Below are 22,725 nucleotides of genomic sequence, written 5' to 3' on the forward strand. Positions count from 1 at the left end.
ACGATATGTCGAGAGTAACACAGAAGAACCGGTCAGGGGTTAAGGGATTCTTAAGTCCGCGCGGCCAGCCCTGCGAGCAGGTAGTCAGTTGCCGTTTCAGCGTAGATTGCCAGTTCCTCTTCGGTCGGGATGCCGCGCCCCAGCATTGCGGCTTCTTGATGCGCAAACAACATGGCCGTCCACAGGCGCATCGGGATTTCCGGTTGATCTACACCAAGCCTGTTTTTGAAGAATTCGTTCAGACGTTCCTTGGTGTCGCTCGGTCCCATCGCAAAAAATGAACGTACGATTCCAGGTGCTTTTGGGGCCTCGGCGATCAGCAGGCGGATTGTATCCAGATGCTCTTGTCTCAGGTGCGATCGCATGAAACCGGTGGCGAATCCGATAAGGGCTTCACGCGTGTCTGGCACTTCCAGACTCTCCAGAAAATCCGCCTTGGGTCCTGGGCCCATGTGCCTGAGCGTTGCTTCAAACAGCTCAAGTTTCGATGGAAAGTACCGATAGATCGTCTGTTTCGTGACCTGCGCCCGAGCTGCGATCGTGTCCATGCTGGCCAGAACGTAACCTTCTGTCAGAAAGACAGATTTCGAGGCATTCAGGATTGCTTGGCGGGTCTTTTCTTTGCGTGTTTCCTGCTTGCTCATGCTTGCACCCTAAAATCATACTATTTGGTATGATAATCTTGAAATCTTCGCAAGCGGGTAATAATCATACCGATCAGTATGATTCTATTCGGTGGCTATCATGAAACCTTCCTCTACCCTCGCTCTGCGATCCCAAAACCCACGTATGACCGGCATTGCGATTGCCCTTCTTGGCGCTTTGCTGATGAGCTTTGATCCCATTTTTATCCGCCTCTCGGGTGTCAGTGGATTTGACACCGCCTTGCTGTTCGGATTGTTCACGGCGATCTCGATGACGGCGTTCATTCAATTGCGGGGTGAGCGTGGATTGTTCGAAGTCCTTAAGGCCGGCGGCTGGCCAATCTTGCTGTCGGGCCTGTTGATGCTGGGCAGCGCCTCGGCCCTTGTTCTGAGCATCAAGAACACGTCGGTCGCCAATACGTTTGTGATCCTCAGCACCTCGCCCGCGCTGGCCGCGCTGTTTAGTTGGTTCTTCTTGAAAGAAATCACACGACGGTCAACGTGGATCTCGATCGTGTTCGTCATGCTGGGGATCGCGATTGTGGTGTCGGGGTCTTTTGGCTCCGGGAACCTCAAAGGCGATTTGCTCGCGTTCTTTGCGGTAATCTGCCTGTCGCTGAATCAAACTCTGTTGCGCAAATATCAGGACGTCAGCCGCATGGCGAGTGTCGGGCTGGGCGGGTTGTTCCTTGCACTTGCGATGGCGACAGTGGCGGAACCTTCGGGGTACAGCCTCAGCACATGGCTCATCATGGGGGTCATGGGACTGTTCACCGCGCCGTTTGGCCGTGTGATGTCAGCGGTTGCGACCCGCTATATCACCGCGCCGGAAGTTGGCATGATCCTGATGACCGAAGTGGTCTTTGCGCCGTTATTTGCCTTCGGGTTCTTTGGAGAAATTCCGCCTGTCGCAAGCTTTATCGGGGGTGCAATCATTCTTGTGACTGTGCTGATCTATGCCGGGTTGTCCGCTAAGCAGGAATAATAATCGGTCAGTGGATATCCGATCGTTTGCAGGGCCGGTTCCAAGTGGAGTCGGCCCTGCCAAGACTTTGTCTTGTCAAAGATCCCGAACCTTGTCCGCGCGCAGCGGACAGGCGAGGTAAACTCCGAATTCCTTGCCGATATCGGCGCTGACCCGGGCATGCACCCGGCCTTGCCGGTCAAGGAAACGTTGATTGTCTTCGACGGGGAAAATCCCCTCATGCCAGATGCCGGGATGAATATAGAGACCGCGTGAGCCATCACACCAGAACGCCACAACCTTGTCCGGGGTCAGGTTGTCGCCGGGTAGCGCAGCGGGCACGATGAACGGCTTGTTGTCCAGCGGCCAGAACATTTGCCCACCATCGGGGTGGTAGTTCATATGCCACAGCAGCACCTGATCGCGCGGTGCAGATTGCCTGTCTGTCTGTGCCTTTTGCGGATCGGCAGACCAACCCAGCACATAGTGGCCTTTGACTGCTTCATTCTCTCCATAAAGCATGTCACCCTGCCAGTCGCATTTGAACGTACCTTCGACCCAGCCCGCTTCGTCGCCGGTGCCTTCGTCAATCGGCCGCCAGCCCTGTTGGGGCCAACGGACGATTTCGATTTCCAAGCTGTCAGGATCATCGACCAGACAGCCATAGCCTTTGACCGACTCTTCAGTGGCCCGGATCAGTGGAACCTCATGCCACGGTAGAGATGGTTTTGAACTGGCTTCAAAGATGTACTCTGGCGCGCTCATGCCGACCCCAGATGCTTGTCCACCATACGCTGCACCATTGGTGCGAAATGGGCAAAGTCCGGGGTTTCCATGTCCGCGCGTTTGCCTGCCTCGTCCAGATAGCGGACCTGAATGATCTCTTTCAGGTTCGGGTTGCTTTCGAACTCAGCGACTTCTTCGTCGCTCATCGGCCCACCCTGCAGTTCAAGTGTATGGACTGAAGCAGTGGACAAGCGTTTGAAGTACTCGGGCTTGGTTGCGCAGAGATAGCGTTTGGCTGCCACGTGATATCGGCAGCAGTCGGTGATGACCGAGGGGAAGAACTGTTCCAGTACTTCCGCGCCCGCATCCTCGTGATGACGGTCTTCAGTATCATCCGGATGGTACGTGCCAAACTCGGATGTGAAATGACCGATGTCATGCAGCAGGGCACCAACGATGATCTCTTCGGACTGACCGTTCTGCTCGGCAATGGTGGCGCCTTGCAGCATGTGCTCGGCCATGGTGACGGGTTCCCCCAGATATTCTTCACCGCCACGGCGGTCGAAGATATCTCCGATGAAGGCAACTATGTTGTCTCGGTTCAGGGTCGAGAAATCGGGTTTCATTCCGCCGCCTCCGGCTGGGCCATTTCCATCGCGGCCAATGTGGACAGCAACCCGTCTTTGTCGGCATAGCAACCCTGCAGCCAGCGTGAACCCGCGCCGGAATAGCCCAGACGCGCATGCAGAACACGGGTGTTGTCGACGATGAAGCTCTCACCCGGCTCCAGCTTGAACGAAACACCCATGGCTGGATCGTCGATGATTTCGCCCAATTGGCGATAGGCAGCGTAGTAGGCCTCCATCTGGTCGAAGGGCACATCTACGAACGGCGCGGAAGAGCGGTTGTTGAAACGGATGCCAATCAGCTCACCATCCGGCGACAGTTCGATCATCGGGCGGCGCGAGCGCAGGCACACGCCATCCGAGCCTTTGTATTCGAAACGTGCGGGATAACCTGCCAGAAGGGCAAAACCCTCTGGGTTCTGATCACGTAGCTTTTCAGCGGCTCGGAATCCATCCACTACGATCGAGTCACCACCCTCGGCACTGTTTTCCAGGCAATAGAGGATTTGCAGCGTTGGCACCGGATCGCGATAGGGATTGTCAGTGTGGGCCTGCAAACCAAGGCCGGTATAGGCGAGGTTGGTCGGGTTCACTTCGGTCCGAACCTCAAAGTAGGGGCCGTAGTTTGTTTGACGGACATAACCGAACAGATCAGCCACCTTCAGCAAAGACTCCGGCTCGGTTGGGCCATTGGTAAGCTTGGCAAAGCCAAACTCTGCGACAGCAGCCAGCCAATCGCGTTTGGCGGCAGGATTTTCATGAACCTGTGTCCAGTCACCGCTTGGGGCGTCGATGCCGCGCTCCCATGAAGTGATACCGGGCGCAAGCCTGCCTGCCTGCTGGGTGTGATCGCGATCGTACACGTGACCTGCCAGCCAATCGGCCGGGAAGGTGACGGTTTTGTCTTCGGGTGCAAAGGTGATTTGCAGATCGCCATTCACGACCTCAGCAGCGCTGACCGAGATATCTGTAGGGATATCGCCGATGGTGATCAGGCGCTGACCGTTCCCCGTTGCGCGGGTTTCGGGGTCCAGCGCGTTATCGCGCAACCAGATTGCATGGAAACGAGCCTTCGTGCCGTCGCTGAAGTCTACGGTGACGACCGACGAGTCATGGGTGGCGAGGCGCAGCATGGGGATTCTCCTGTTCAGCGCGAGCTTTGATTGAGGAGATACGCTGGTTGTGGCATTACGACAATTAATCCTTCTTTCTGCTGAGGCTTGGAAAATCTAATGGCTAAGAAAAAGGTCGGACTGCCCCCGCTGGATTGGTTGCGTGTATTTGAAGCCGCTGGGCGGCTTGGTGGCTTTTCCGCGGCCGCGCGCGAGTTTGGTCTGACACAGGCGGCGGTCAGCCAGCGCATTGGAAACCTCGAGGTCTGGCTGGGCCGGTCGCTGTTTGTCCGCGAGGCGCGTGGTGTGTCGCTGACGGTCGAGGGCGAAAGCTATCTGCCGCTGGTTCAGGACAGTCTGCAGGCGCTGGAGCGAAATACCGAGGATCTGTTCGGTAAGTCGCCGCGTGAGTTGCGGGTGGCGGGTTTGTCTTCGCATATCCACGCGCTTGTTCTTCCGTGCCTTGCGGCGTTTCACGCGGAAAGGCCAAATGTGCAGGTGACAACGGATTCGGTCGCCCGCCGGACGTCATTGGATGAGGAACGCACATGGTTGCAGTTACGGTATGGTCGCGGGGCGTGGTCGGGCCGGGATTCGGCCCTGATCGCGCCTGAGGTTCTGGTGCCGATGGCTGCACCCGGTATCGAATGGGGGACGCCCGTGATTGACCTGCGTGGTGAGCGGCCTGGCTGGCGCGAGTGGGCGCGTCAGGCGGGCGAAGGCGAACCACCTCTCACCAAATTCAGTTTTGACTCGATGGAGCACGCGATCACTGCGGCGCGGCATGGGCTGGGTATTGTTCTGGGGTCTATCCCGCTGGCTGCAGGTGATTTGCAGACGGGCAGATTACGCAGGCTGGATCTACCGGAGCTGAAAACGAAGGACGGATATTGGCTGACCTGGCCAGAGGAACGCGCGCAGTCAAAGAGACAACACGCCCTTTTAACGGATTTTCTAAAGACCCTGCGAGAGGTTGCCTGACAGGTCAGAAATCGATCGCGATTCCCTTTTTTTCCCAATCGCCAAAGCGTGCTGGATCCGGGCCATCGCGACCGCCGAGTTCTTTGGGTAACGCCTTTGCATCCGCTTCGGCCTTGCGACGACGTTCTTCCGCTTCGGCAAGTGCGCGCTGTGCGGCAGGTGGCAGGTCTTTGCGGTCGTCACTCATGACTTCGGGTTCCTTTCCGTGCACAGCCTTGATATACGCCCCCGTCCGCCAAACGCAATGCGGGCACAAGTCACAAAGGCGGTTTCATGTCCAATAACGCAACAGCAGCACGGCGCAGCACAGTATATCTGCTGGATCAGATTCTGGGCGAGGGGCGACTGTTGTCCGAATGTCTGGCTGCGGGTGCGCTGGATCGACTGACGCCCGAGGATCGTGCCCGAGCACAACGCCTGACCCTGGAAACCCTGCGTGGTCTGGAACGAGCGGACCGGCTGCTTGAAAGCCACCTGAAGCGCACCCCGGCATTGACTGTTCAAAACGCGCTGCGCCTTGGCACTGTTGAGCTATGCCATGGTGAGGCTGCGCATGGCGTAGTGAATTCGATGGTCGAGATCGTTGGAAGGTCGCGCAAACACGGTCGGCTTAAAGGGCTGGTGAATGCCGTGCTGCGCAAAGTGGCTGACGAAGGCCCGGACGCCTGGCCCAAAATGCGTGTTCCCCGCTTGCCGGAATGGTTGCGAGAGCCTTTGATCGCCGCATGGGGTCAGGATGCCATCAAAGGGATGGAACAGGCGCATTTCACAGGCGCACCATTGGATGTCACGCTGAAGCCGGGCGCCAAGGCTCCGGGAGGAGACGCCCTACCAACAGGTTCGGTCCGGTTGCAGGACGCAGGCCAGGTTTCTGCCTTGCCCGGATACAAAGCTGGCGATTGGTGGGTGCAGGATGCAGCGGCCGCCTTGCCGGTTCGCATTCTTGGGCCACAACAAGGCGAGCAGATTTTGGATCTATGCGCAGCGCCGGGTGGCAAGACGCTGCAATTGGCCGCTGCAGGTGCCGATGTAACAGCACTGGATGTTTCCGAGGCCCGAATCGCCCGGGTGCAGGAAAACCTCAAGCGTACCGGCTTGAAGGCGAATGTAGTCACTGGCGATGCGCTGGAGCATCAGAGGCAATACGACGCCATCCTTCTGGATGCGCCTTGTTCTGCCACCGGCACAATTCGCAGGCACCCGGATCTTCCTTTTGCCAAGGACGGGTCCGAGTTTGGTGGACTGATCGAGTTGCAGGCCCGGATGCTCGCCCACGCATGGTCCCTGTTAAAACCCGGCGGGAGGCTGGTTTATTGCACCTGCTCACTGCTGCCGGATGAAGGCGAAGTGCAGATCGAAGAGGCGCTGGAGATGTATCCGGACATGCGGGTAAACCGTGAAGCTCTGGATGTTCCGGGTGTCGAAAGTGACTGGATCACCGAAGAAGGAGGCCTGCGTCTGCGGCCGGACTATTGGCCAGAACGCGGTGGAATGGATGGGTTCTATGTCGCCTGTCTCAACAAATCGGTCTGAGCAGGCCGCTTTTCGGTGACTTGACCTTCGTCGCTCGCTATCGTTGGTTCAAGCGCCAGCAGAGCGTTAGGGGCAGAGTAACGAGCGTCATGTCGAATACGGACACCATGGCCAGCCGGTGGATACGGTTTCAGAACCGTCTTTATGCGCGGCTTAGTCAGCGCCGAAAGGCGGTGACGGGGTTCGTTGGACAACCCGAACCGCGCACAATTGGTTCCTATGCCCGAGGACGGCAGCTGGTTGCAGGAAACTTGCTGTTTGCGGGGTATCTGGTCGAGGCTCAGGATACCGATCTTTGGGATGTCATAGCTCCAAACGCCCCTTTTGATGATGAACGGCACGGTTTTGCCTGGTTGGATGATCTGGCCGCTGTTGGAGACATGCGTGCGCGGGAAAAGGCGCAGCGCTGGGTTTGGGGCTGGATTGAGACGCATGGGCGAGGGCAGGGCCCTGGCTGGGCGCCCGATCTGACAGGCCGGCGGTTGATCCGCTGGATCAATCACGCTCTTTTTCTGTTGCGTGGTGCGAACGATGCGCAAAGCAAACTGTTCTTTCGTTCGCTAGCACAACAGACTTGGTTTTTATCCAAACGCTGGAACGCGGCGACACCAGGACTGCCCCGGTTTGAAGCCTTGACCGGGCTGGTACAGGCCGGACTTGCGCTCGAAGGGCTCGAAGCGATGTCAGATCCGGCCTTGCGCGCACTGGCCCGGGAATGTGACCGGCAAGTGGATGAACAAGGGGGGATACCGACGCGGAACCCCGAGGAGTTGCTTGAAGTATTCACCTTGCTGGCGTGGACCTCTGCAGCGTTGCACGAGGTGGGCCGGGGAACGCCCGCAGCCCAGACCAGAGCGATCAAACGGATCGCCCCAACCTTGCGCAGCCTGCGTCATGCGGATGGCGCACTGGCTCGGTTTCATGGCGGCGGCCGAGGTGTCGAGGGACGGTTGGATCAGGCATTGGCGCAAAGCGGTGTGAAACCGCAACTGTCGACAGGGCTGTCGATGGGGTATGCCCGATTATCCGCCGCGCGCACAACTGTGATTGTCGATGCCAGTGTTCCGCCGAAAGGGGCAGCCTCGTATAATGCACATGCCTCGACTCTGGCTTTCGAACTGACGTCGGGACGCCGCCCGCTGATCGTGAATTGCGGATCAGGCGAGAGTTTCGGGTTGGACTGGCGTCGGGCGGGTCGGGCCACACCCTCACATTCGACTCTATGTCTTGATGGCTATTCCAGCGCTCGTTTGACCGAGCCGCTCAAAGGTACGGCGCATGAGGCGCTTGTGGATGCGCCGCAAGATGTACCCCATGAGTTTGAGGAAGCCTTTGAGGGCACCCGCTTTATGGTGGGGCATGATGGATATACCACGGTCTTTGGCCTGACTCATGCCCGCACATTCGAGCTGCGCTTTGATGGGCGTGAACTGGCGGGCGAGGACATTTTGTTGACCGCCACTGAAAAGGCGAAGCGGCAATTTGACCGGGCAATGGACAGCTCGGGCCTGAAAGGCATCGCCTTTGACATCCGCTTTCACCTGCATCCGGACGTGGATGCGGCCATCGATTTGGGTGGTGCGGCCGTGTCGATGGCGCTCAAAAGTGGTGAGATATGGGTTTTCCGCCATGATGGTGTGGGAAAATTGTCCGTTGAACCAAGCGTTTATCTTGAAAAAGGTCGATTAAAGCCCCGCGCGACAAAACAGATCGTTCTATCCGGGCGCGCAATGGAGTATGCGACCCGCATCCGGTGGACGCTGAGCAAGGCTCAGGATACAGCCTATGCCGTACGCGATCTGCACCGGGACGAGCCCGAGTTTGACTGACGCCAAAAGGACCTTTGGACCCATGACCGATCTTCACCCCGTGCGCCGCGCGTTGCTTTCCGTTTCCGACAAGACCGGGCTGATCGAGCTGGGAAAGGCGCTGGCAGAGCGCGGGGTCGAGCTATTGTCGACCGGCGGCACCGCCAAGGCACTGCGTGATGCGGGGCTTGAGGTGAAGGATGTCAGTGAGATTACTGGCTTCCCCGAGATGATGGACGGCCGTGTGAAAACCCTGCACCCGATGGTGCATGGCGGCCTGCTGGCACTGCGCGACAACGACACCCATATCGCAGCGATGGACGAACACGGCATTGGCGCGATCGACCTGCTGGTGGTGAACCTCTATCCGTTCGAGGCGACGGTGGCCAAAGGCGCGGGCTATGACGAATGTATCGAGAACATCGATATCGGCGGTCCCGCGATGATCCGTGCGGCCTCGAAGAACCATGCCTTTGTAAACGTGGTTGTGGATGTCGAAGATTACTCTTCGCTTCTGGATCAGTTGGAAGAGAATTACGGCAAAACCTCTTATGGTTTCCGCCAGTGGCTGGCGCAAAAGGCTTACGCCCGGACCGCAGCGTACGACACCGCGGTTTCGAATTGGATGGCCGAGGCACTGCAGCTTGAAGCGCCCAAGCGCCGCGCCTTTGCCGGTGAGCTGAAGCAGACTCTGCGCTATGGTGAGAACAGTCATCAACAAGCGGCTTTCTACACTGACGGAACCAACCGTCCGGGTGTGGCGACCGCCGTTCAGCACCAGGGCAAGGAGCTGAGCTATAACAACATCAACGACACCGACGCAGCGTTTGAACTGGTGGCTGAGTTCGATCCTGCAAAAGGTGCGGCCTGTGCGATCATCAAACACGCCAACCCCTGCGGCGTTGCCACAGGCGCGACCTTGCTGGACGCGTATAAGTCGGCATTCGATTGCGACCGGACTTCGGCCTTTGGTGGGATCGTGGCACTGAACCAACCGCTCGACGCCGAAACTGCACAGGAAATCACCGGGATTTTCACCGAAGTCGTGATCGCTCCGGGTGCATCGGATGAAGCAAAGGCGATCTTCGCGGCCAAGAAGAACCTGCGCCTGCTGACCACTGAAGCTCTGCCGGACGTGACCGCAGGCGGTAAGACCGTTCGTCAGGTAGCGGGTGGTCTGCTGGTGCAGGACAAGGACAATGGTTTTGTCGGCATGGACGATCTGAAGGTCGTCACCAAGAAGGCGCCGACCGAAGAGCAGATGCGCGACCTGCTGTTTGCTTGGAAAGTGGCAAAACACGTTAAATCCAACGCAATCGTTTACGTGAAGGACGGTGCGACCGTTGGCGTCGGCGCGGGTCAGATGAGCCGCTTGGACTCTGCCATGATTGCCGCCAAGAAGGCCGAACGCATGGCCGACGCGGTCGGCTTGCCGCAACCGCTCACCATCGGCTCGGCCGTTGCGTCTGATGCCTTCTTCCCCTTCCCTGACGGGCTCATGGAAGCCGCAGAGGCTGGTGCGACCTGTGTCATCCAGCCGGGTGGGTCGATGCGTGATGACGAGGTGATCGCGGCGGCGGATGAGGCCGGGTTGGCCATGGTCTTCACCGGCATGCGGCACTTCCGTCACTGATGCGGTATCGGTTTCTGTTCTGGGCCGGGTTGGCCGCGTTTCTGATCGACCAGATCAGTAAGTATCTGGTCGTTCACGTGATGCGCGTTGCTGAACAACCCGGTGGCATCGACGTTCTGCCGCCGCTGGTCGTTTTCAAATACGGAGAGAATCGCGGTATCAATTTCGGCTTGTTCCAGGGGAACAGCGAGGCCGCGCGTTGGGTATTGATCGGTATCTCGATAGCCATCAGCCTGGCAGTATTGATCTGGCTCCGCCGTATAGCGGCGTCCAAGTTTATGCTGATCTGTGGCGGATTGTTGATCGGTGGCGCATTGGGCAACGTGGTGGACCGCCTTTTATATGGATATGTTCTGGATTTCCTGAACATGTCCTGCTGCGGGATCAACAACCCGTTTGTGTTCAATCTGGCGGATGTCTTCATATTTGCAGGCGCTCTCGGTCTGGTGCTATTTGACAGCAAAAAGGCCTCGTGACGCGCCCGATGATATGCGATAAAAGCGCCTGAAACAGGCTGGAGACGATAATGCGGATGCCGCGTGCCCTATTTGCTCTGACACTCGCTGCTTTGGTTGCGGGATGCTCCGATATCGGCTTGCGCAATTTGGAACCGCCCGGCGCGGGACCGGATGAATTCTCGGTTCTGCCAGTCAAACCGCTGACAGAGCCCAAAGATTATCAGTTTTTGCCGGCTCCGACGCCAGGCGGCGCTAACCTGACGGATCCTAATCCGAAAGCAGACGCTGTGGTGGCCCTGGGTGGAAACGCTGCAGCTCTGAATCCAAACACCTCTGTCCCATCCTCGGATGCGGCGCTGGTTACAGCATCCAGTAGATATGGCGTTCCGGCAAATACCCGCCAGACCGTCAATCAGGAAGACGCTGATTTCCGCGACCGTCAGAGCCGTTGGACACGCCTGCGTTTGTTCAAGATCGACCGTTATGCAGAAGTCTACAAACGTGACGCGATCGACCCCTATCAACAGACCGAAGCGTTCCGTCGCCGCGGGTATGAAACACCGTCCTCCCCGCCGGATGAATAATATTTAACTTTCCGTCATCTCTCTTGAACCCGGCGGGCGCCACCGTAGTTTGAACACTGTAACGAAACGGAGGATGCCCTATGGTTCGGGCTCTGGCCTTGTCGGCCGCCTTATTGTCTGCGACCCCGCTTTTGGCTGAAGACGGGCACGAAGCAGTCACTACATTTACTTTGGATAACGGCATGGATGTCGTCGTGGTCGAAGACCATCGCGCGCCGGTTGTCCAGCACATGGTCTGGTATCGCGCCGGATCAGCCGATGAACCTGTTGGATCGTCAGGTGTCGCCCATTTTCTGGAACATTTGCTGTTCAAGGGCACGGATACCATGGCGCCGGGTGAACTGTCGGCAACTGTTGCTGCAAATGGAGGCAATGATAACGCCTTCACCTCGTATGACTACACCGCCTATTTCCAGAGGGTCGCCGCAGACCGCCTCGAGCTGATGATGCGGATGGAAGCGGACCGGATGCGCAACATCCGTCTGACTGAAAATGATATCGCCACAGAGCGTGATGTGATTCTCGAAGAACGCAATCAGCGCACTGAAAACAATCCGCGATCCTTGTTCGGGGAACAGATGAGTGCGGCCCAGTACCTAAATCACCGTTACGGCGTGCCAATCATCGGCTGGAGGCACGAGATGGAAACGCTGGACATGGAAGACGCGCTGTCCTTCTACCAGACCCATTATGCCCCCAATAACGCCATTCTGGTCGTTACCGGTGATGTGGAGCCGGATGAAGTCAAAGCGCTGGCTGAAGAGTATTATGGTGTGATCCCCGCCAACCCGGACCTGCCAGAACGTGTGCGTTCGCAGGAGCCGCCGCAAACGGCCGAACGTCGCCTGACCTTTAAAGATCCGCGTGTCGCACAGCCATATGTTCAGCGCAGTTATCTGGCCCCGGAACGGGACGCTGGTGCACAGGAGAAAGCCGCCGCCCTATACCTGCTGGCGGAACTGCTGGGTGGCAGCACAACCTCATACCTGAATGAGAAGCTGCAGTTCGAACAGCAGAAGGTCGTCTATACCGGGGCGTTCTACCGGGGTGTGTCCCTCGATGACACCACCTTTGATCTGATCGTTGTTCCGGCCGAAGGCGTATCTCTGCAGGAAGCTGAGGATGCAATGGATCAGGCAGTCGCGGATTTCATCGCCGAAGGCGTGAATCAAGAAGATCTGGACCGGATCAAGATGCAGTTGCGTGCGGCCCAGACCTATGCACGCGACAATGTGGATGGGATCGGAAACCGTTATGGGCGGGCCCTGACCAGTGGCCTGACGGTCGAGGATGTGCAGGCGTGGCCTGATATCCTTCAGGCTGTGACGGCGGATGAAATCATCGCTGCCGCGCGTGAGGTGATACAACCCGAAACGTCGGTGACCGGATGGCTGATGCGCGACGATGAGGTGACGCAATGAAACGGATTTTTGCGACGCTGATTGCGTTTGTCATCGCACTGCCTGCTTGGGCTGAGATCGAGATTGAAGAGGTCACCTCTCCAAGCGGCATCAAGGCCTGGCTGGTCGAAGATCACTCGATCCCCTTTACCGCGCTGGAGTTGCGTTTTCGCGGAGGCACCTCACTCGATGATCCCGACAAACGTGGTGCAGTCTACCTTATGAGCGGCCTGATCGAAGAAGGTGCTGGTGATATGGATGCCCGCACCTATGCCCGTGAGTTGGAAGAACTGGCCGCCTCGTTCAGATACAACGCAACTGATGATACGGTTTCGATTTCCGCTCAGTTTCTGACAGAAAACAGGGATGAGGTTATTGATCTTTTGCGTACCACAATTCACGAACCCCGGTTCGATCAGGATGCGGTGGATCGAGTACGCGCTCAGGTGCTGTCTGGGCTGAAATCTGACCAGACTGACCCGAATGATATTGCAGGCCGAAACTTTGCCGAAATGGCATTTGGTGATCATCCATACGGGTCAGAGGGCAAGGGTACGATCGAAAGCGTGTCGGCTTTGACCCGCGATGACGTGATCGCGGCCTATGACGGCGTGTTTGCCAAAGATCGCCTTTATGTTGGTGCGGTCGGGGATATCACTGCAGAGGAACTGGGTGTTCTGCTGGATGAACTGCTTGCAGAGCTGCCGGATACCGGCAAGCCGATACCTGATCGGGCCGATGTGACGATCTCTGGTGGCGTCAATGTTGTGGAGTTTGATACGCCTCAATCCGTTGCAATGTTCGGACAGAAGGGCATCGATCGTGACGATCCGGATTTTTTCGCTGCATACATCCTGAACCACATTCTCGGCGGTGGTGGTTTTGAAAGCCGTCTGATGCACGAAGTCCGGGAAAAGCGTGGCCTGACCTATGGCGTGGGAACTTACCTCGTGCCCAAGGATCTCGCTTCGGTTTATCTGGGGTCCGTTTCATCAGCCAATGACCGTATTGCCCAAGCGGTTGAAGTGATCCGCGATGAATGGGCCCGCGCCGCGACCGAAGGCGTGACCCAGAAAGAGCTGGATGACGCCAAGACCTACCTGACCGGTGCCTATCCGTTGCGATTTGATGGAAACGGGCAGATTGCGGGAATTATGGTCGGGATGCAGATGGAAGACCTGCCTATCGACTACATTGCCACCCGTAATGACAAGGTGAACGCGATAACGCTGGAAGAGGTCAACCGGGTCGCTGCAGAATTGCTCGACCCGGAGGGGCTGCACTTCACCGTGGTCGGCAAACCTGTGGGTCTGGACACCACGAACTAAGAAATTGGGGCTGAGCGCTGCTCAGCCCTTTTTCATGCTGCGCAGCATTTGCCCCATCATCTGGCCGAACTTGCCCGACCCGCGCTGATAAAGCGCGCCATCAACGGCCAGAACAGTGCCGCTGATGTAACTGGCCAGATCAGAGCTGAGGAACAGGCAGGCGTTTGCCACGTCCTGTGGCTGACCCCAGCGGCCCAACGGAACGTCCTTGCGCAAGGCCTCTCCTGCATCTGGAGTTGGGGCCAGACGTTTGGCGCCCTCAGTGCCCTCGATAAAGCCAGGCACGACCGAGTTCACGCGGATGCCTTCGACGCCCCATTCCATCGACAATGTGCGGGTAATCTGATCGACGCCCGCCTTGGCGGCGCAGACATGAGCCTGCCCTTCGTATGGCAGATAGGATTGCGGAGCCGAGATGTTGATGATGCTGGCTCCGGGACGCTTCAGATAGGGATACGCCCCCTTCATCACATGGATGGTGCCCATCAGGTCGATATCGATCACGGTCTTGAACGCATTGACCGACATTTCCGCTGCCAATGCCGGGAAATTGCCTGCTGCGCCAGACACCAGAACATCGAAGTCACCGAATGCGTCGTGGAATTGCTTAAGGCCCTCGGCCACAGCCTCAGGGTCACGCACGTCAAACGCCGCACCGATTGCATCCTGTGCGCCCGCAGCTTTCAGTGCGGTAACGGTGTTATCGACCTTTTCCTGTGAACGGCTGGCGACGGCCAGTTTGGCACCCGAGGCCGCAAAGGCCTCGGCAATGCCGCGATTGATACCGCTGGTTCCGCCAATGACAATGACGGTCTTACCTGAAAAATCCATGTAGGCCTCCCTTGGTGGGAGCCCTACTCGCCGTAGGGCACCCAGATGTTCTTGATCTCGGTCGAAGCCTGAAGGAAGCGGCGGGAATGGTCCATGCCCCAATCGAATGCCGTCGCGTTATTCACCCAGGTCCGTTTCAGGTTCCCGGCCGAGACGACCTCAATCTCTTTCGACAGGTCGGTGGATGAGAACGACCAGACCGCATCAACGTTCAGGTGTGAGGCCAGCGGTTTCGCCAGTTCCGCATGGCTGCCGGTCAGGATGTTGACCACGCCATCAGGCACGTCCGAGGTTTCAAGGATCTGGAAGAAATCGGTAGCCGCCAGCGGGTAGGGCTCCGAAGCCACCAGAACCGTCCGGTTGCCCATCGCAATCGCGGGCGCCATCGCCGAAACCAGCCCAAGCAGAGGTGCTTCGTCGGCGCAGAGCGCTCCGATGACACCAACGGACTCTTTCATGGCAATCGCCACGCCGCGGATCGGAACGCCGTGTACCTGACCGTCATACTTGTCTGCCCAGGCGGCGGCGGTGAACAGGCGCTGGATCGAAGCCTCAACCTCTTTCGCGCCGTCCTTTTTGCCGGTCATCGCGTCGATGCGAGCGGCAAACTCGTCGGCGCGGGCCGAGAGGTTTTCGCCGATGTAATACAGGATTTGCGCCCTCAGGTGGCCAGTGGTCTTGGACCAACCTTTGGCGCCCGCCGCAGCCTCAACCGCATTGCGGATGTCCTTGCGATTGGCGAGGCCCACGTGGCCCAACAGCCCGGACTTGCCCCAAACGGGTTTCGAATAGCCGCTATCGGGCCGCGCCTGCTTGCCGCCGACATACATCTTGGCGGTGCGATCGATGGGATCGACCGGAGCCCCTTCACCCATCGTTGCCTCGACCTTGGCCAGCGGCTTAGCTTTGCCCTTGGGCTTGGTGTACGCAGTCAAGCCTTCCCAGCCGCCTTCACGGCCAAAGCCGCTTTCGCGCACGCCGCCGAATCCGGCTGCCGCGTCGAACAGGTTGGTGGCATTCACCCAAACCACGCCCGCGACCAGCTTGGGCGCGATATCCAGCGCGAGGTTCACATTCTCGGTCCATACAGTCGCAGCCAGCCCGTAGCGGGTGTTGTTGGCCAGCTCGACCGCCTCTCCCGGTGTGCGGAAGGTTGAGGACACCAGAACCGGGCCAAAGATCTCTTCCTGCATCAGCGGGTCGGAAGTCTCGAGGCCCGAGATCAGCGTCGGTGGGTAATAACAGCCGTTCGCAGGCAGATCGCAAGCCGCCTGATGAACATGCCCAACCGTGTTGCTTTCGACCATGCTCTTGATGGTCTGCAGTTGCACGGGGTCCACAACCGCACCGACGTCGATGCACTTGTCCAACGGATCGCCGATGCGCAGCTTGTCCATACGGGCACGCAGCTTGTCATGGAAGCGGTCCGCGATGCCCTCTTGCACCAAGAGGCGCGAGCCCGCACAGCAGACTTGGCCCTGATTGAACCAGATCGCGTCGACCAAGCCTTCGATCGCTGAATCAATATCGGCGTCGTCAAAGACGATATAGGCAGACTTGCCGCCCAGCTCCAATGTCAGTTCCTTGCCCGATCCAGCGGTCGCCTCACGGATACGACGGCCCACGACGGTCGAGCCGGTAAAGGCGATTTTATCGACGTCCGAAGACACGATCATCTCACCCACAGCTCCGTCACCGGTGACAATGTTGACAACGCCTTTGGGCAGCCCGGCCTGTGTGCAAATGTCAGCAAACAGAAGTGCGGTCAGCGAAGTGTATTCGGCTGGTTTCAGAACCACGGTGTTGCCCATCGCAAGAGCCGGGGCAATTTTCCACGCCAGCATCAGCAACGGGAAGTTCCACGGGATGATCTGCCCGCAGACACCCAACGCCTCAGCATCGGGCAGTTCGCTGTCCATCAACTGCGCCATGCCCGCGTGATAGTAAAAATGCCGCTGCGCCAGCGGGATGTCGATATCACGTGACTCCCGGATCGGTTTGCCGTTGTCGAGGCTTTCCAGCACGGCAAACAGACGCGAATGCTTCTGCAACAGGCGCGCAATGGCATAAAGGTAACGGGCACGGCCTGCGCCGCCCAGCTTCGCCCACTTCGGTTGCGCTTTACGTGCGGCAGTAACAGCGGCATCCACATCGGCCTGTTTCGCCTGTGTGAGCTTGGCCAGAACCTCTCCAGTCGCTGGGTTGCGGCTTTCGAACCCCTTCCCCGGCTTGGTAAAGGCACCGTCGATATAGTGACCGAACTTGTCGCCCTGATCGACCAACCAAGCAAGCGCTTCCGCGGCGCTTTCGGGGGCAGGGCCATAGTCCATGGTTTCAAAAATCTCTTTGACTGTCATTTTAGTTTTCCCCGCAGTTGAGGGTGAGGAATCGAACTGTGGTCTGATCTTGGGGAATGCGTACAACTTTAAGTGGTTTGGATTTCACGTTTTCTGTGGAGTGTGTACGATTCAAGTAAGCGAAGTAGACTTCGCCGTGTCCCGCAAAGATTTGACCAAGTGGCGTTTCATCGACCATTGGAGCTTTGAACTCGATGTGTCCGTCGGTCCAAGTGAGTTGTTGATCGGTTATGTCGATACTCACGGTATTGCCGTTGCTTTTGCCATCAACGATCCACGGACTGCATTCCATTGCCTCAGAATAGACAGGGCCAAATTGCAATAGAAGCAACGAAGTGGTTGTGGCTAGTTTGAACATTGAAACTATTCAGCCCATGGAGTGACGGTAGCCAGCCGAGTAGGACCCGGTGACATAGTGTTCCAACTGCCGTTCGATATCGCCCAGCAACGACGACGCGCCAAAGCGGAACAGGTCCGGTTCCAACCAGCGATCGCCCAGTTCGTCCTTGATCAGCGACAGGTAGACAAGCGCATCTTTGGCCTTCGAGATACCGCCTGCGGGCTTGTAACCGACCCGATAGCCAGTGCGGTCATAGTAGTCGCGGATCGCGCGGATCATCACCAGCGATACGGGCAGGGTGGCGTTGACGCTTTCCTTACCGGTCGAAGTCTTGATGAAATCAGCGCCCGCCATCATGCAAACCAGTGAAGCACGCGCGACATTACGCAGGCTGCCCAGTTCTCCGGTGGCGAGGATGGCTTTGACATGGGCATCGCCGCAGGCGACGCGGAAGGCCTTCATTTCTTCATACAAAGCCTGCCAGTCGCCTGACAGGACGTGACGGCGCGATATGACGATGTCGATCTCTTCGGCCCCGGCCTTAACGCTTTCTTCTATCTCTGCCACGCGCAGGTGGAACGGAGACAGGCCTGCCGGAAAGCCCGTCGACACGGCCGCAACCGGAATGCCGGTGCCGTGCAAGGCGCCCACGGCGGTTTCGATCATGTCGTGATAGACGCAAACGGCCCCTGTGGTGATCGGCGGCATGTCCAGCGCCTGCAGAACCGAAAGCGCCACGGGTTGCCGGGCTTTGGCGCAAAGGCGGCGAACGCGGCCAACCGTGTCGTCACCTGACAGTGTGGTCAGGTCGATCATCGTGATCGCCTTCAGCAGCCACGCGGCCTGATACTCTTTCTTCACCGACCGACGGCCGGGCAAGGTCGCGGCGCGCCGTTCTATGGCCGAGGTATTGACCTGCACTGCGCGTACCCAGTCCAGATCGAGGTCCATGCCGGGGTTTCTGGGCTCGGTCACTTGCGGCAGATGCGCGGTGCGCACGGGGCTTTCTGAGCTCTGCGTTTCCATCTTCACATCCTTTGGGAGGTTTGCGCCAAAATCGCACGGGACGCGGCCAAATGGAAGATGTGTAACATTCTTCAGGTCACATTTTTTGACCATTTGGACAAATATAATAGGTTTTCTTGCGAATAATTCTCAATAGCGTTGACTTAGTTGCGAATGGTTCGCATATTCATTCTCAAGTGGATACCAAAATGGGGTCGGAAATGATTCGTCGCAGTTTTCTTGCAGTAATCGCGTTTGCCGCGGCTATGCCTTTGGCGGCGTGGGCTGAAGCACCTCTGAAGGTAGTTGCCACAACGGGTATGATCGCTGATGCCGCGCGTCAGGTGGGTGGTGATCAGGTTGAGGTCAAAGGCCTGATGGGGCCTGGTGTTGACCCGCACGCCTATCGTCAGACCCGCAGCGATATCGTGGCGATGACCCGCGCCGATCTGGTGCTGTGGCATGGTCTATATCTGGAAGCGCAGATGGAAGAGTTCTTTCATGATCTCGAGCGCAAACGGAACGTGGTCGCCGTGGCAGACGGTGTCGATAAATCCAAGTTGCGTGCGCATGACGATTATGCAGACAAATACGATCCGCACCTGTGGATGAGCCCGGTTTTATGGAAAGATGTGGTGGTTCAGGTACAGGAAGCACTAACCGAAGCCCGCCCCGAAGCAGCCCAAACCTTTGCCGCCAATACCGAGGCATTCCTCGCAGAAATTGATCAATTGGACGCCTACGGAAAACAGGTTCTGGCTGCGGTGCCTGAAAACAGCCGTGTACTTGTCACCGCGCACGATGCGTTTGGATATTTTGGCGAGGAATACGGTTATGAGGTTCTGGGTATTCAGGGTATTTCAACCCAGTCCGAGGCTGGCCTGAACCGGATCGGCGAGTTAGTCGATACGCTGGTGGACCAGCAACTGACGGCTGTGTTTGTCGAAAGTTCTGTCTCTGACCGCTCAATGCGCGCCCTGATCGAAGGGGCTGCGTCCAAAGGTCATGACGTCGGCGTCGGTGGAGAGCTGTATTCAGATGCCATGGGCGAGCCGGGATCATACGAAGGCACTTACGTGGGTATGCTGGATCACAACATTACCGTGATTGCAGGAGCGCTGGGCGCAGATGTGCCAGAGCGCGGCATGAACGGCAAATTGTCGGCGGGGTTCTGAGACCATGTTGGAGCTTGCGGCTGATCAGGGTGTATCGGTGGAAGAGCGGGGCGTGGAAAACAGCCCGCTCGCCATTCGCGGCCTGACCGTTTCATACGGGCAAAAACCGGCAGTGTTCTCGGTTGATATGACTGTAGAGCCCGGTGCGATGACCGCGATCATCGGCCCGAATGGGGCGGGTAAGTCAACCATGCTCAAGGCGGCGTTGGGAATAGTCGCGCCGTTGTCCGGACAGGTCACAGTCTACGGAAAGCCGTTGGATGATCAGCGCGCCCGTATTGCCTATGTTCCGCAACGTGCCAGTGTCGATTGGGATTTCCCAACCCGCGTTATTGACGTGGTGCTGATGGGATTGTCGCGAGAGCTGGGCCTGTTGGGCCGCATCCGGGCGCGCCACATGTCACGGGCAATGGATTGCCTGAACCGGGTCGGAATGCGCGATTTTGCTGATCGTCAGATCGGCCAACTCTCAGGTGGTCAGCAGCAGCGTGTCTTTCTGGCGCGTGCATTGGCACAGGATGCAGACCTGTACCTGCTGGATGAACCGTTTGCCGGTGTTGATGCGGCAACCGAAAAAGCCATTATTGCTGTTCTGAAATCGCTGAAAGAGGCCGGTAAAACCGTGGTCGTCGTACATCACGACCTGGCAACCGTTACCGACTATTTCGACCATGTATTCCTGATCAATACCCGTAAGGTAGCCGAAGGTCTGGTGGCCGAGGCCTTTACTGCCGAGACCCTGCAAGCTGCCTATGGTGGTCGTCTGGCTACGGCGCAGATCGATCAGATTTCACGCGCATTGGGGTAAATCATGCTTTGGGATGCTCTGACGCTGCAGCTTGGCTATAACGCCACGCTGGTGGCGGTTGGTGCCACGTTGCTTGGTATTTCTGCTGGCGTGACGGGTACATTTCTTTTCCTGCGCAAGCGGGCTCTGGTCAGCGATGCCATCAGCCACGCGACGTTGCCGGGTGTGTGTATCGCCTTCATGATCCTGGTCGCACTGGGGGGTGACGGGCGCAATCTGCTCGGGTTGCTGGCTGGCTCTGCAATCTCGGCCTGGATTGGTCTGGTTGCGATGAACTGGCTCACGCGCCATACGCGTCTGGCCGAAGATGCCGCGATAGGCGCGATCCTGTCGGTGTTCTTTGGTTTAGGCATCGTGCTTCTGACAGTGATCCAGACAATGGGCGTGGGCCGTCAGGCCGGCCTAGAAGGTTTCCTGTTGGGGTCGACTGCGGGCATGCTCTGGGCTGATGCACTGATCATCGCATTTGGTGGTGCAGCTACGCTGGTTTTGGTCATGATCATTCGGCGCCCTATGATGATGGTGGCCTTTGATCCCGAATATGCTGCCGCACGCGGTTTGTCCGTACATCGCATCGATCTTGCCATGATGGGGCTGGTTATGGCCGTGACGGTGGTTGGCCTGAAGATTGTAGGTCTGATCCTGATCGTGGCGCTTTTGATCATTCCACCCGTGACGGCACGCTTCTGGACCCAGCGCGCGGATCGCGTTGTGCTGCTCTCTGGTCTGGCTGGTGGTCTTGCAGGATATATTGGGGCGGCGCTGTCGGCCTCGGCACCGAATTTGCCGACCGGCCCGATCATCGTCCTGGTCAGTTTTGCCTTCTTTGCCCTGTCGCTGTTCTTTGCACCCGTTCGTGGCGTATTGGCGGCGGTTCTGCGCCATTTGCGGTTTCAACGCCGGGTCCATATCCGGCAAGGGTTGTTGGCGCTGGCACAAGGCCAAAAGATCTATGAGCCTTTGACCCTGCGCCTGTTGCGGCGTGAGGGGATGGTACGCGCCGATGGCGTGGCGACTGAAACCGGAAAAGCACGCGCGGCCAAAGCGCTGCGCGACGAAAAACGCTGGGAGATCGTGCGCGCTGATCAGGCCCATGAAGCCACCGCAGCGCTCTATGACGGTCTACGCGATATCGAGACTGTTCTGACCCAAGACCAGATCACGGAAATCGACCGCCGCATTGGTGGCCCGCAGGAGGTTCGGCCATGAGCGGAGAAGAATTTGTCCCGCTGTCCCTCACACCGATGCTGATCGGGACTTTTGCGGCCATCGCCTGTGCTTTGCCCGGCAACTTTCTGGTGCTGCGCAAGCAAGCGTTGATCGGGGATGCGATCAGTCATGTGGTGCTGCCTGGTATTGTCGTTGCTTTCCTGCTGACCGGCGCAATTTCAACCTGGCCCATGATGCTGGGCGCTGCAGGGGCCGCTGTGGTTGCCGTCGTTCTGATCGAAGCCATTCGCAGGCTGGGTCAGATCGAACCGGGGGCGGCGATGGGTGTTGTATTCACCACAATGTTTGCGGCAGGGGTCCTGCTGCTGGAGCAAACCGATACCTCGACCGTCCATCTGGACGTGGAACATGCGTTATACGGTAACCTCGAAAGCCTGATCTGGCTGGATGCAACGGGCTGGCCCTCTTTATGGGACCTAGAGGCGCTGGCGGGCCTTCCGCCAGAACTGCCTCGAATTGCGTTGACGCTTGCAGGGGTAATCCTGTTCACTTGGCTGTTCTGGCGGCCACTCAAGATATCAACCTTTGACGAAGGCTTTGCCCGCACCATCGGGATCCGGACGGGAGCGTTGGGCATGGCGTTGGTTATCGTCGCGGCCATTGCTGCAGTTGCTGCCTTCGACGCTGTGGGCTCGATCATCGTGATCGCCATGTTCATTTGTCCACCTGCGGCTGCGCGCATGATGACCAACAGGCTTGAGGCGCAGATTGCGTGGAGCGTTGTGTTTGCCATTGTCTCGGCCGTGTCGGGTTATGTACTGGCGGGCTATGGACCCTTGTGGCTGGGCGGGGCCGATGCAGTGAGCGCTGCGGGGATGATCGCCACGATGTCCGGGCTTATTCTGGCTACAGCGGCGGTGTTTGGTCCGTGTCGAACCCGCGCTGGCGCCCCATCCGGGGCTTGACGTGGCGCTTTCTTGCCACCCCGTCTCTGCGGAGATAGGCCGATAATTGCCAAGTTTGAACTGCGGTGAAAGCTTAACGAGATTTGTCGATCTGCTCGTGTTATAACTAGTTCAATTGTTAATGAACGACCACCACTCACTTCGGATCGTTCGGATGATTGCGGAACTGTGAGCCTACGATTTGTTGGCCTGCCGCAATCATCCGGACGCCCCCCTCCCGCTAAAATACAGTCCTCAAACCGGTGGCAGAATCGCGTCGGGTCGTGCTAGGTCTAGC

22 protein-coding genes are annotated in these 22,725 nt (G+C 58.0%); 13 read left to right on the top strand and 9 right to left on the bottom strand.

The genetic code is table 11. From position 1 onward, the window contains the following. Positions 1-50 precede the first annotated feature (50 nt). Positions 51-644, bottom strand: a complete 594-nt coding sequence (locus tag ACR0IO_RS17500; protein WP_480743113.1) for a TetR/AcrR family transcriptional regulator — start codon at positions 642-644, stop codon at positions 51-53. 100 nt (positions 645-744) lie between these two features. Here ACR0IO_RS17500 and ACR0IO_RS17505 point away from each other — a divergent pair, with 100 nt between their 5' ends. Then, positions 745-1,629, top strand: a complete 885-nt coding sequence (locus ACR0IO_RS17505) for a DMT family transporter (protein WP_480743117.1) — start codon at positions 745-747, stop codon at positions 1,627-1,629. Positions 1,630-1,704: 75 nt separating this feature from the next. On the opposite strand, the gene ACR0IO_RS17510 is transcribed toward ACR0IO_RS17505, so the two are convergent. Genes ACR0IO_RS17510 through tmpA form a run of 3 tightly spaced genes read right to left on the bottom strand, consistent with a single transcriptional unit; the run spans position 1,705 to position 4,093 of the window. Then, positions 1,705-2,373 (bottom strand): ureidoglycolate lyase, encoded by a 669-nt coding sequence (locus ACR0IO_RS17510; protein ID WP_480743119.1) that lies wholly within the window; start codon positions 2,371-2,373, stop codon positions 1,705-1,707. Further along, complete coding sequence (gene tmpB, locus ACR0IO_RS17515; RefSeq protein ID WP_480743122.1) at positions 2,370-2,960, bottom strand: (R)-1-hydroxy-2-trimethylaminoethylphosphonate oxygenase; 591 nt, start codon at positions 2,958-2,960, stop codon at positions 2,370-2,372. Before tmpB ends, ACR0IO_RS17510 begins: the two co-directional genes overlap by 4 nt. Beyond that, on the bottom strand, positions 2,957-4,093 hold the full coding sequence (gene tmpA / locus ACR0IO_RS17520) for a 2-trimethylaminoethylphosphonate dioxygenase (protein WP_480743124.1): 1,137 nt from the start codon (positions 4,091-4,093) through the stop codon (positions 2,957-2,959). The genes tmpB and tmpA overlap by 4 nt, the downstream gene beginning before the upstream one ends. 99 nt (positions 4,094-4,192) lie before the next feature. Here tmpA and ACR0IO_RS17525 point away from each other — a divergent pair, with 99 nt between their 5' ends. Further along, entirely contained in the window at positions 4,193-5,053 is an 861-nt protein-coding gene (locus ACR0IO_RS17525; protein ID WP_480743127.1) for a LysR family transcriptional regulator, read from the top strand. Between the two features lie 4 nt (positions 5,054-5,057). Here ACR0IO_RS17525 and ACR0IO_RS17530 read toward each other — a convergent pair whose 3' ends face one another. Next, the gene (locus ACR0IO_RS17530) at positions 5,058-5,240 is read right to left on the bottom strand and encodes a DUF1674 domain-containing protein (protein ID WP_155146322.1); all 183 of its coding nucleotides are present in this window, start codon (positions 5,238-5,240) and stop codon (positions 5,058-5,060) included. A gap of 86 nt (positions 5,241-5,326) precedes the next feature. Here ACR0IO_RS17530 and ACR0IO_RS17535 point away from each other — a divergent pair, with 86 nt between their 5' ends. From ACR0IO_RS17535 to ACR0IO_RS17565, 7 genes are all read left to right on the top strand, one after another. Next, entirely contained in the window at positions 5,327-6,586 is a 1,260-nt protein-coding gene (locus ACR0IO_RS17535) for an RsmB/NOP family class I SAM-dependent RNA methyltransferase (protein WP_480743130.1), read from the top strand. Between the two features lie 89 nt (positions 6,587-6,675). After that, entirely contained in the window at positions 6,676-8,415 is a 1,740-nt protein-coding gene (locus tag ACR0IO_RS17540) for a heparinase II/III family protein (protein ID WP_480743132.1), read from the top strand. 22 nt (positions 8,416-8,437) lie between these two features. Continuing rightward, a complete protein-coding gene (gene purH, locus ACR0IO_RS17545) occupies positions 8,438-10,027 on the top strand; it encodes a bifunctional phosphoribosylaminoimidazolecarboxamide formyltransferase/IMP cyclohydrolase (protein WP_480743134.1) in 1,590 nt (529 codons plus the stop codon). Then, complete coding sequence (lspA, locus tag ACR0IO_RS17550; RefSeq protein ID WP_155146314.1) at positions 10,027-10,503, top strand: signal peptidase II; 477 nt, start codon at positions 10,027-10,029, stop codon at positions 10,501-10,503. The genes purH and lspA overlap by 1 nt, the downstream gene beginning before the upstream one ends. Before the next feature lie 50 nt (positions 10,504-10,553). After that, positions 10,554-11,069 (top strand): DUF3035 domain-containing protein, encoded by a 516-nt coding sequence (locus ACR0IO_RS17555; RefSeq protein WP_155146312.1) that lies wholly within the window; start codon positions 10,554-10,556, stop codon positions 11,067-11,069. Between the two features lie 80 nt (positions 11,070-11,149). Continuing rightward, the gene (locus ACR0IO_RS17560; RefSeq protein ID WP_480743138.1) at positions 11,150-12,490 is read left to right on the top strand and encodes a M16 family metallopeptidase; all 1,341 of its coding nucleotides are present in this window, start codon (positions 11,150-11,152) and stop codon (positions 12,488-12,490) included. Beyond that, the gene (locus ACR0IO_RS17565) at positions 12,487-13,797 is read left to right on the top strand and encodes a M16 family metallopeptidase (protein WP_480743140.1); all 1,311 of its coding nucleotides are present in this window, start codon (positions 12,487-12,489) and stop codon (positions 13,795-13,797) included. Before ACR0IO_RS17560 ends, ACR0IO_RS17565 begins: the two co-directional genes overlap by 4 nt. A 21-nt stretch (positions 13,798-13,818) precedes the next feature. On the opposite strand, the gene ACR0IO_RS17570 is transcribed toward ACR0IO_RS17565, so the two are convergent. The 4 genes from ACR0IO_RS17570 to deoC are packed head-to-tail and all read right to left on the bottom strand — an operon-like array spanning position 13,819 to position 18,351. Then, the gene (locus ACR0IO_RS17570) at positions 13,819-14,628 is read right to left on the bottom strand and encodes an SDR family oxidoreductase (protein WP_480743143.1); all 810 of its coding nucleotides are present in this window, start codon (positions 14,626-14,628) and stop codon (positions 13,819-13,821) included. Positions 14,629-14,651: 23 nt separating this feature from the next. After that, positions 14,652-16,985, bottom strand: a complete 2,334-nt coding sequence (locus ACR0IO_RS17575; RefSeq protein ID WP_480743147.1) for an aldehyde dehydrogenase family protein — start codon at positions 16,983-16,985, stop codon at positions 14,652-14,654. Position 16,986: 1 nt separating this feature from the next. Next, complete coding sequence (locus ACR0IO_RS17580) at positions 16,987-17,343, bottom strand: hypothetical protein (protein ID WP_480743149.1); 357 nt, start codon at positions 17,341-17,343, stop codon at positions 16,987-16,989. 9 nt (positions 17,344-17,352) lie between these two features. After that, on the bottom strand, positions 17,353-18,351 hold the full coding sequence (gene deoC, locus ACR0IO_RS17585; RefSeq protein ID WP_170336473.1) for a deoxyribose-phosphate aldolase: 999 nt from the start codon (positions 18,349-18,351) through the stop codon (positions 17,353-17,355). Between the two features lie 200 nt (positions 18,352-18,551). Here deoC and ACR0IO_RS17590 point away from each other — a divergent pair, with 200 nt between their 5' ends. The 4 genes from ACR0IO_RS17590 to ACR0IO_RS17605 are packed head-to-tail and all read left to right on the top strand — an operon-like array spanning position 18,552 to position 22,448. After that, positions 18,552-19,505 (top strand): metal ABC transporter solute-binding protein, Zn/Mn family, encoded by a 954-nt coding sequence (locus ACR0IO_RS17590; RefSeq protein ID WP_480743194.1) that lies wholly within the window; start codon positions 18,552-18,554, stop codon positions 19,503-19,505. Between the two features lie 4 nt (positions 19,506-19,509). Beyond that, a complete protein-coding gene (locus ACR0IO_RS17595) occupies positions 19,510-20,313 on the top strand; it encodes a metal ABC transporter ATP-binding protein (protein WP_480743152.1) in 804 nt (267 codons plus the stop codon). A gap of 3 nt (positions 20,314-20,316) precedes the next feature. After that, the gene (locus ACR0IO_RS17600; RefSeq protein WP_480743155.1) at positions 20,317-21,522 is read left to right on the top strand and encodes a metal ABC transporter permease; all 1,206 of its coding nucleotides are present in this window, start codon (positions 20,317-20,319) and stop codon (positions 21,520-21,522) included. Further along, positions 21,519-22,448 (top strand): metal ABC transporter permease, encoded by a 930-nt coding sequence (locus ACR0IO_RS17605; RefSeq protein WP_155146295.1) that lies wholly within the window; start codon positions 21,519-21,521, stop codon positions 22,446-22,448. Before ACR0IO_RS17600 ends, ACR0IO_RS17605 begins: the two co-directional genes overlap by 4 nt. The last annotated feature ends 277 nt before the right edge of the window (positions 22,449-22,725 follow it).

The sequence above is a fragment of the Ruegeria sp. CE12 genome (genome assembly GCF_056537525.1).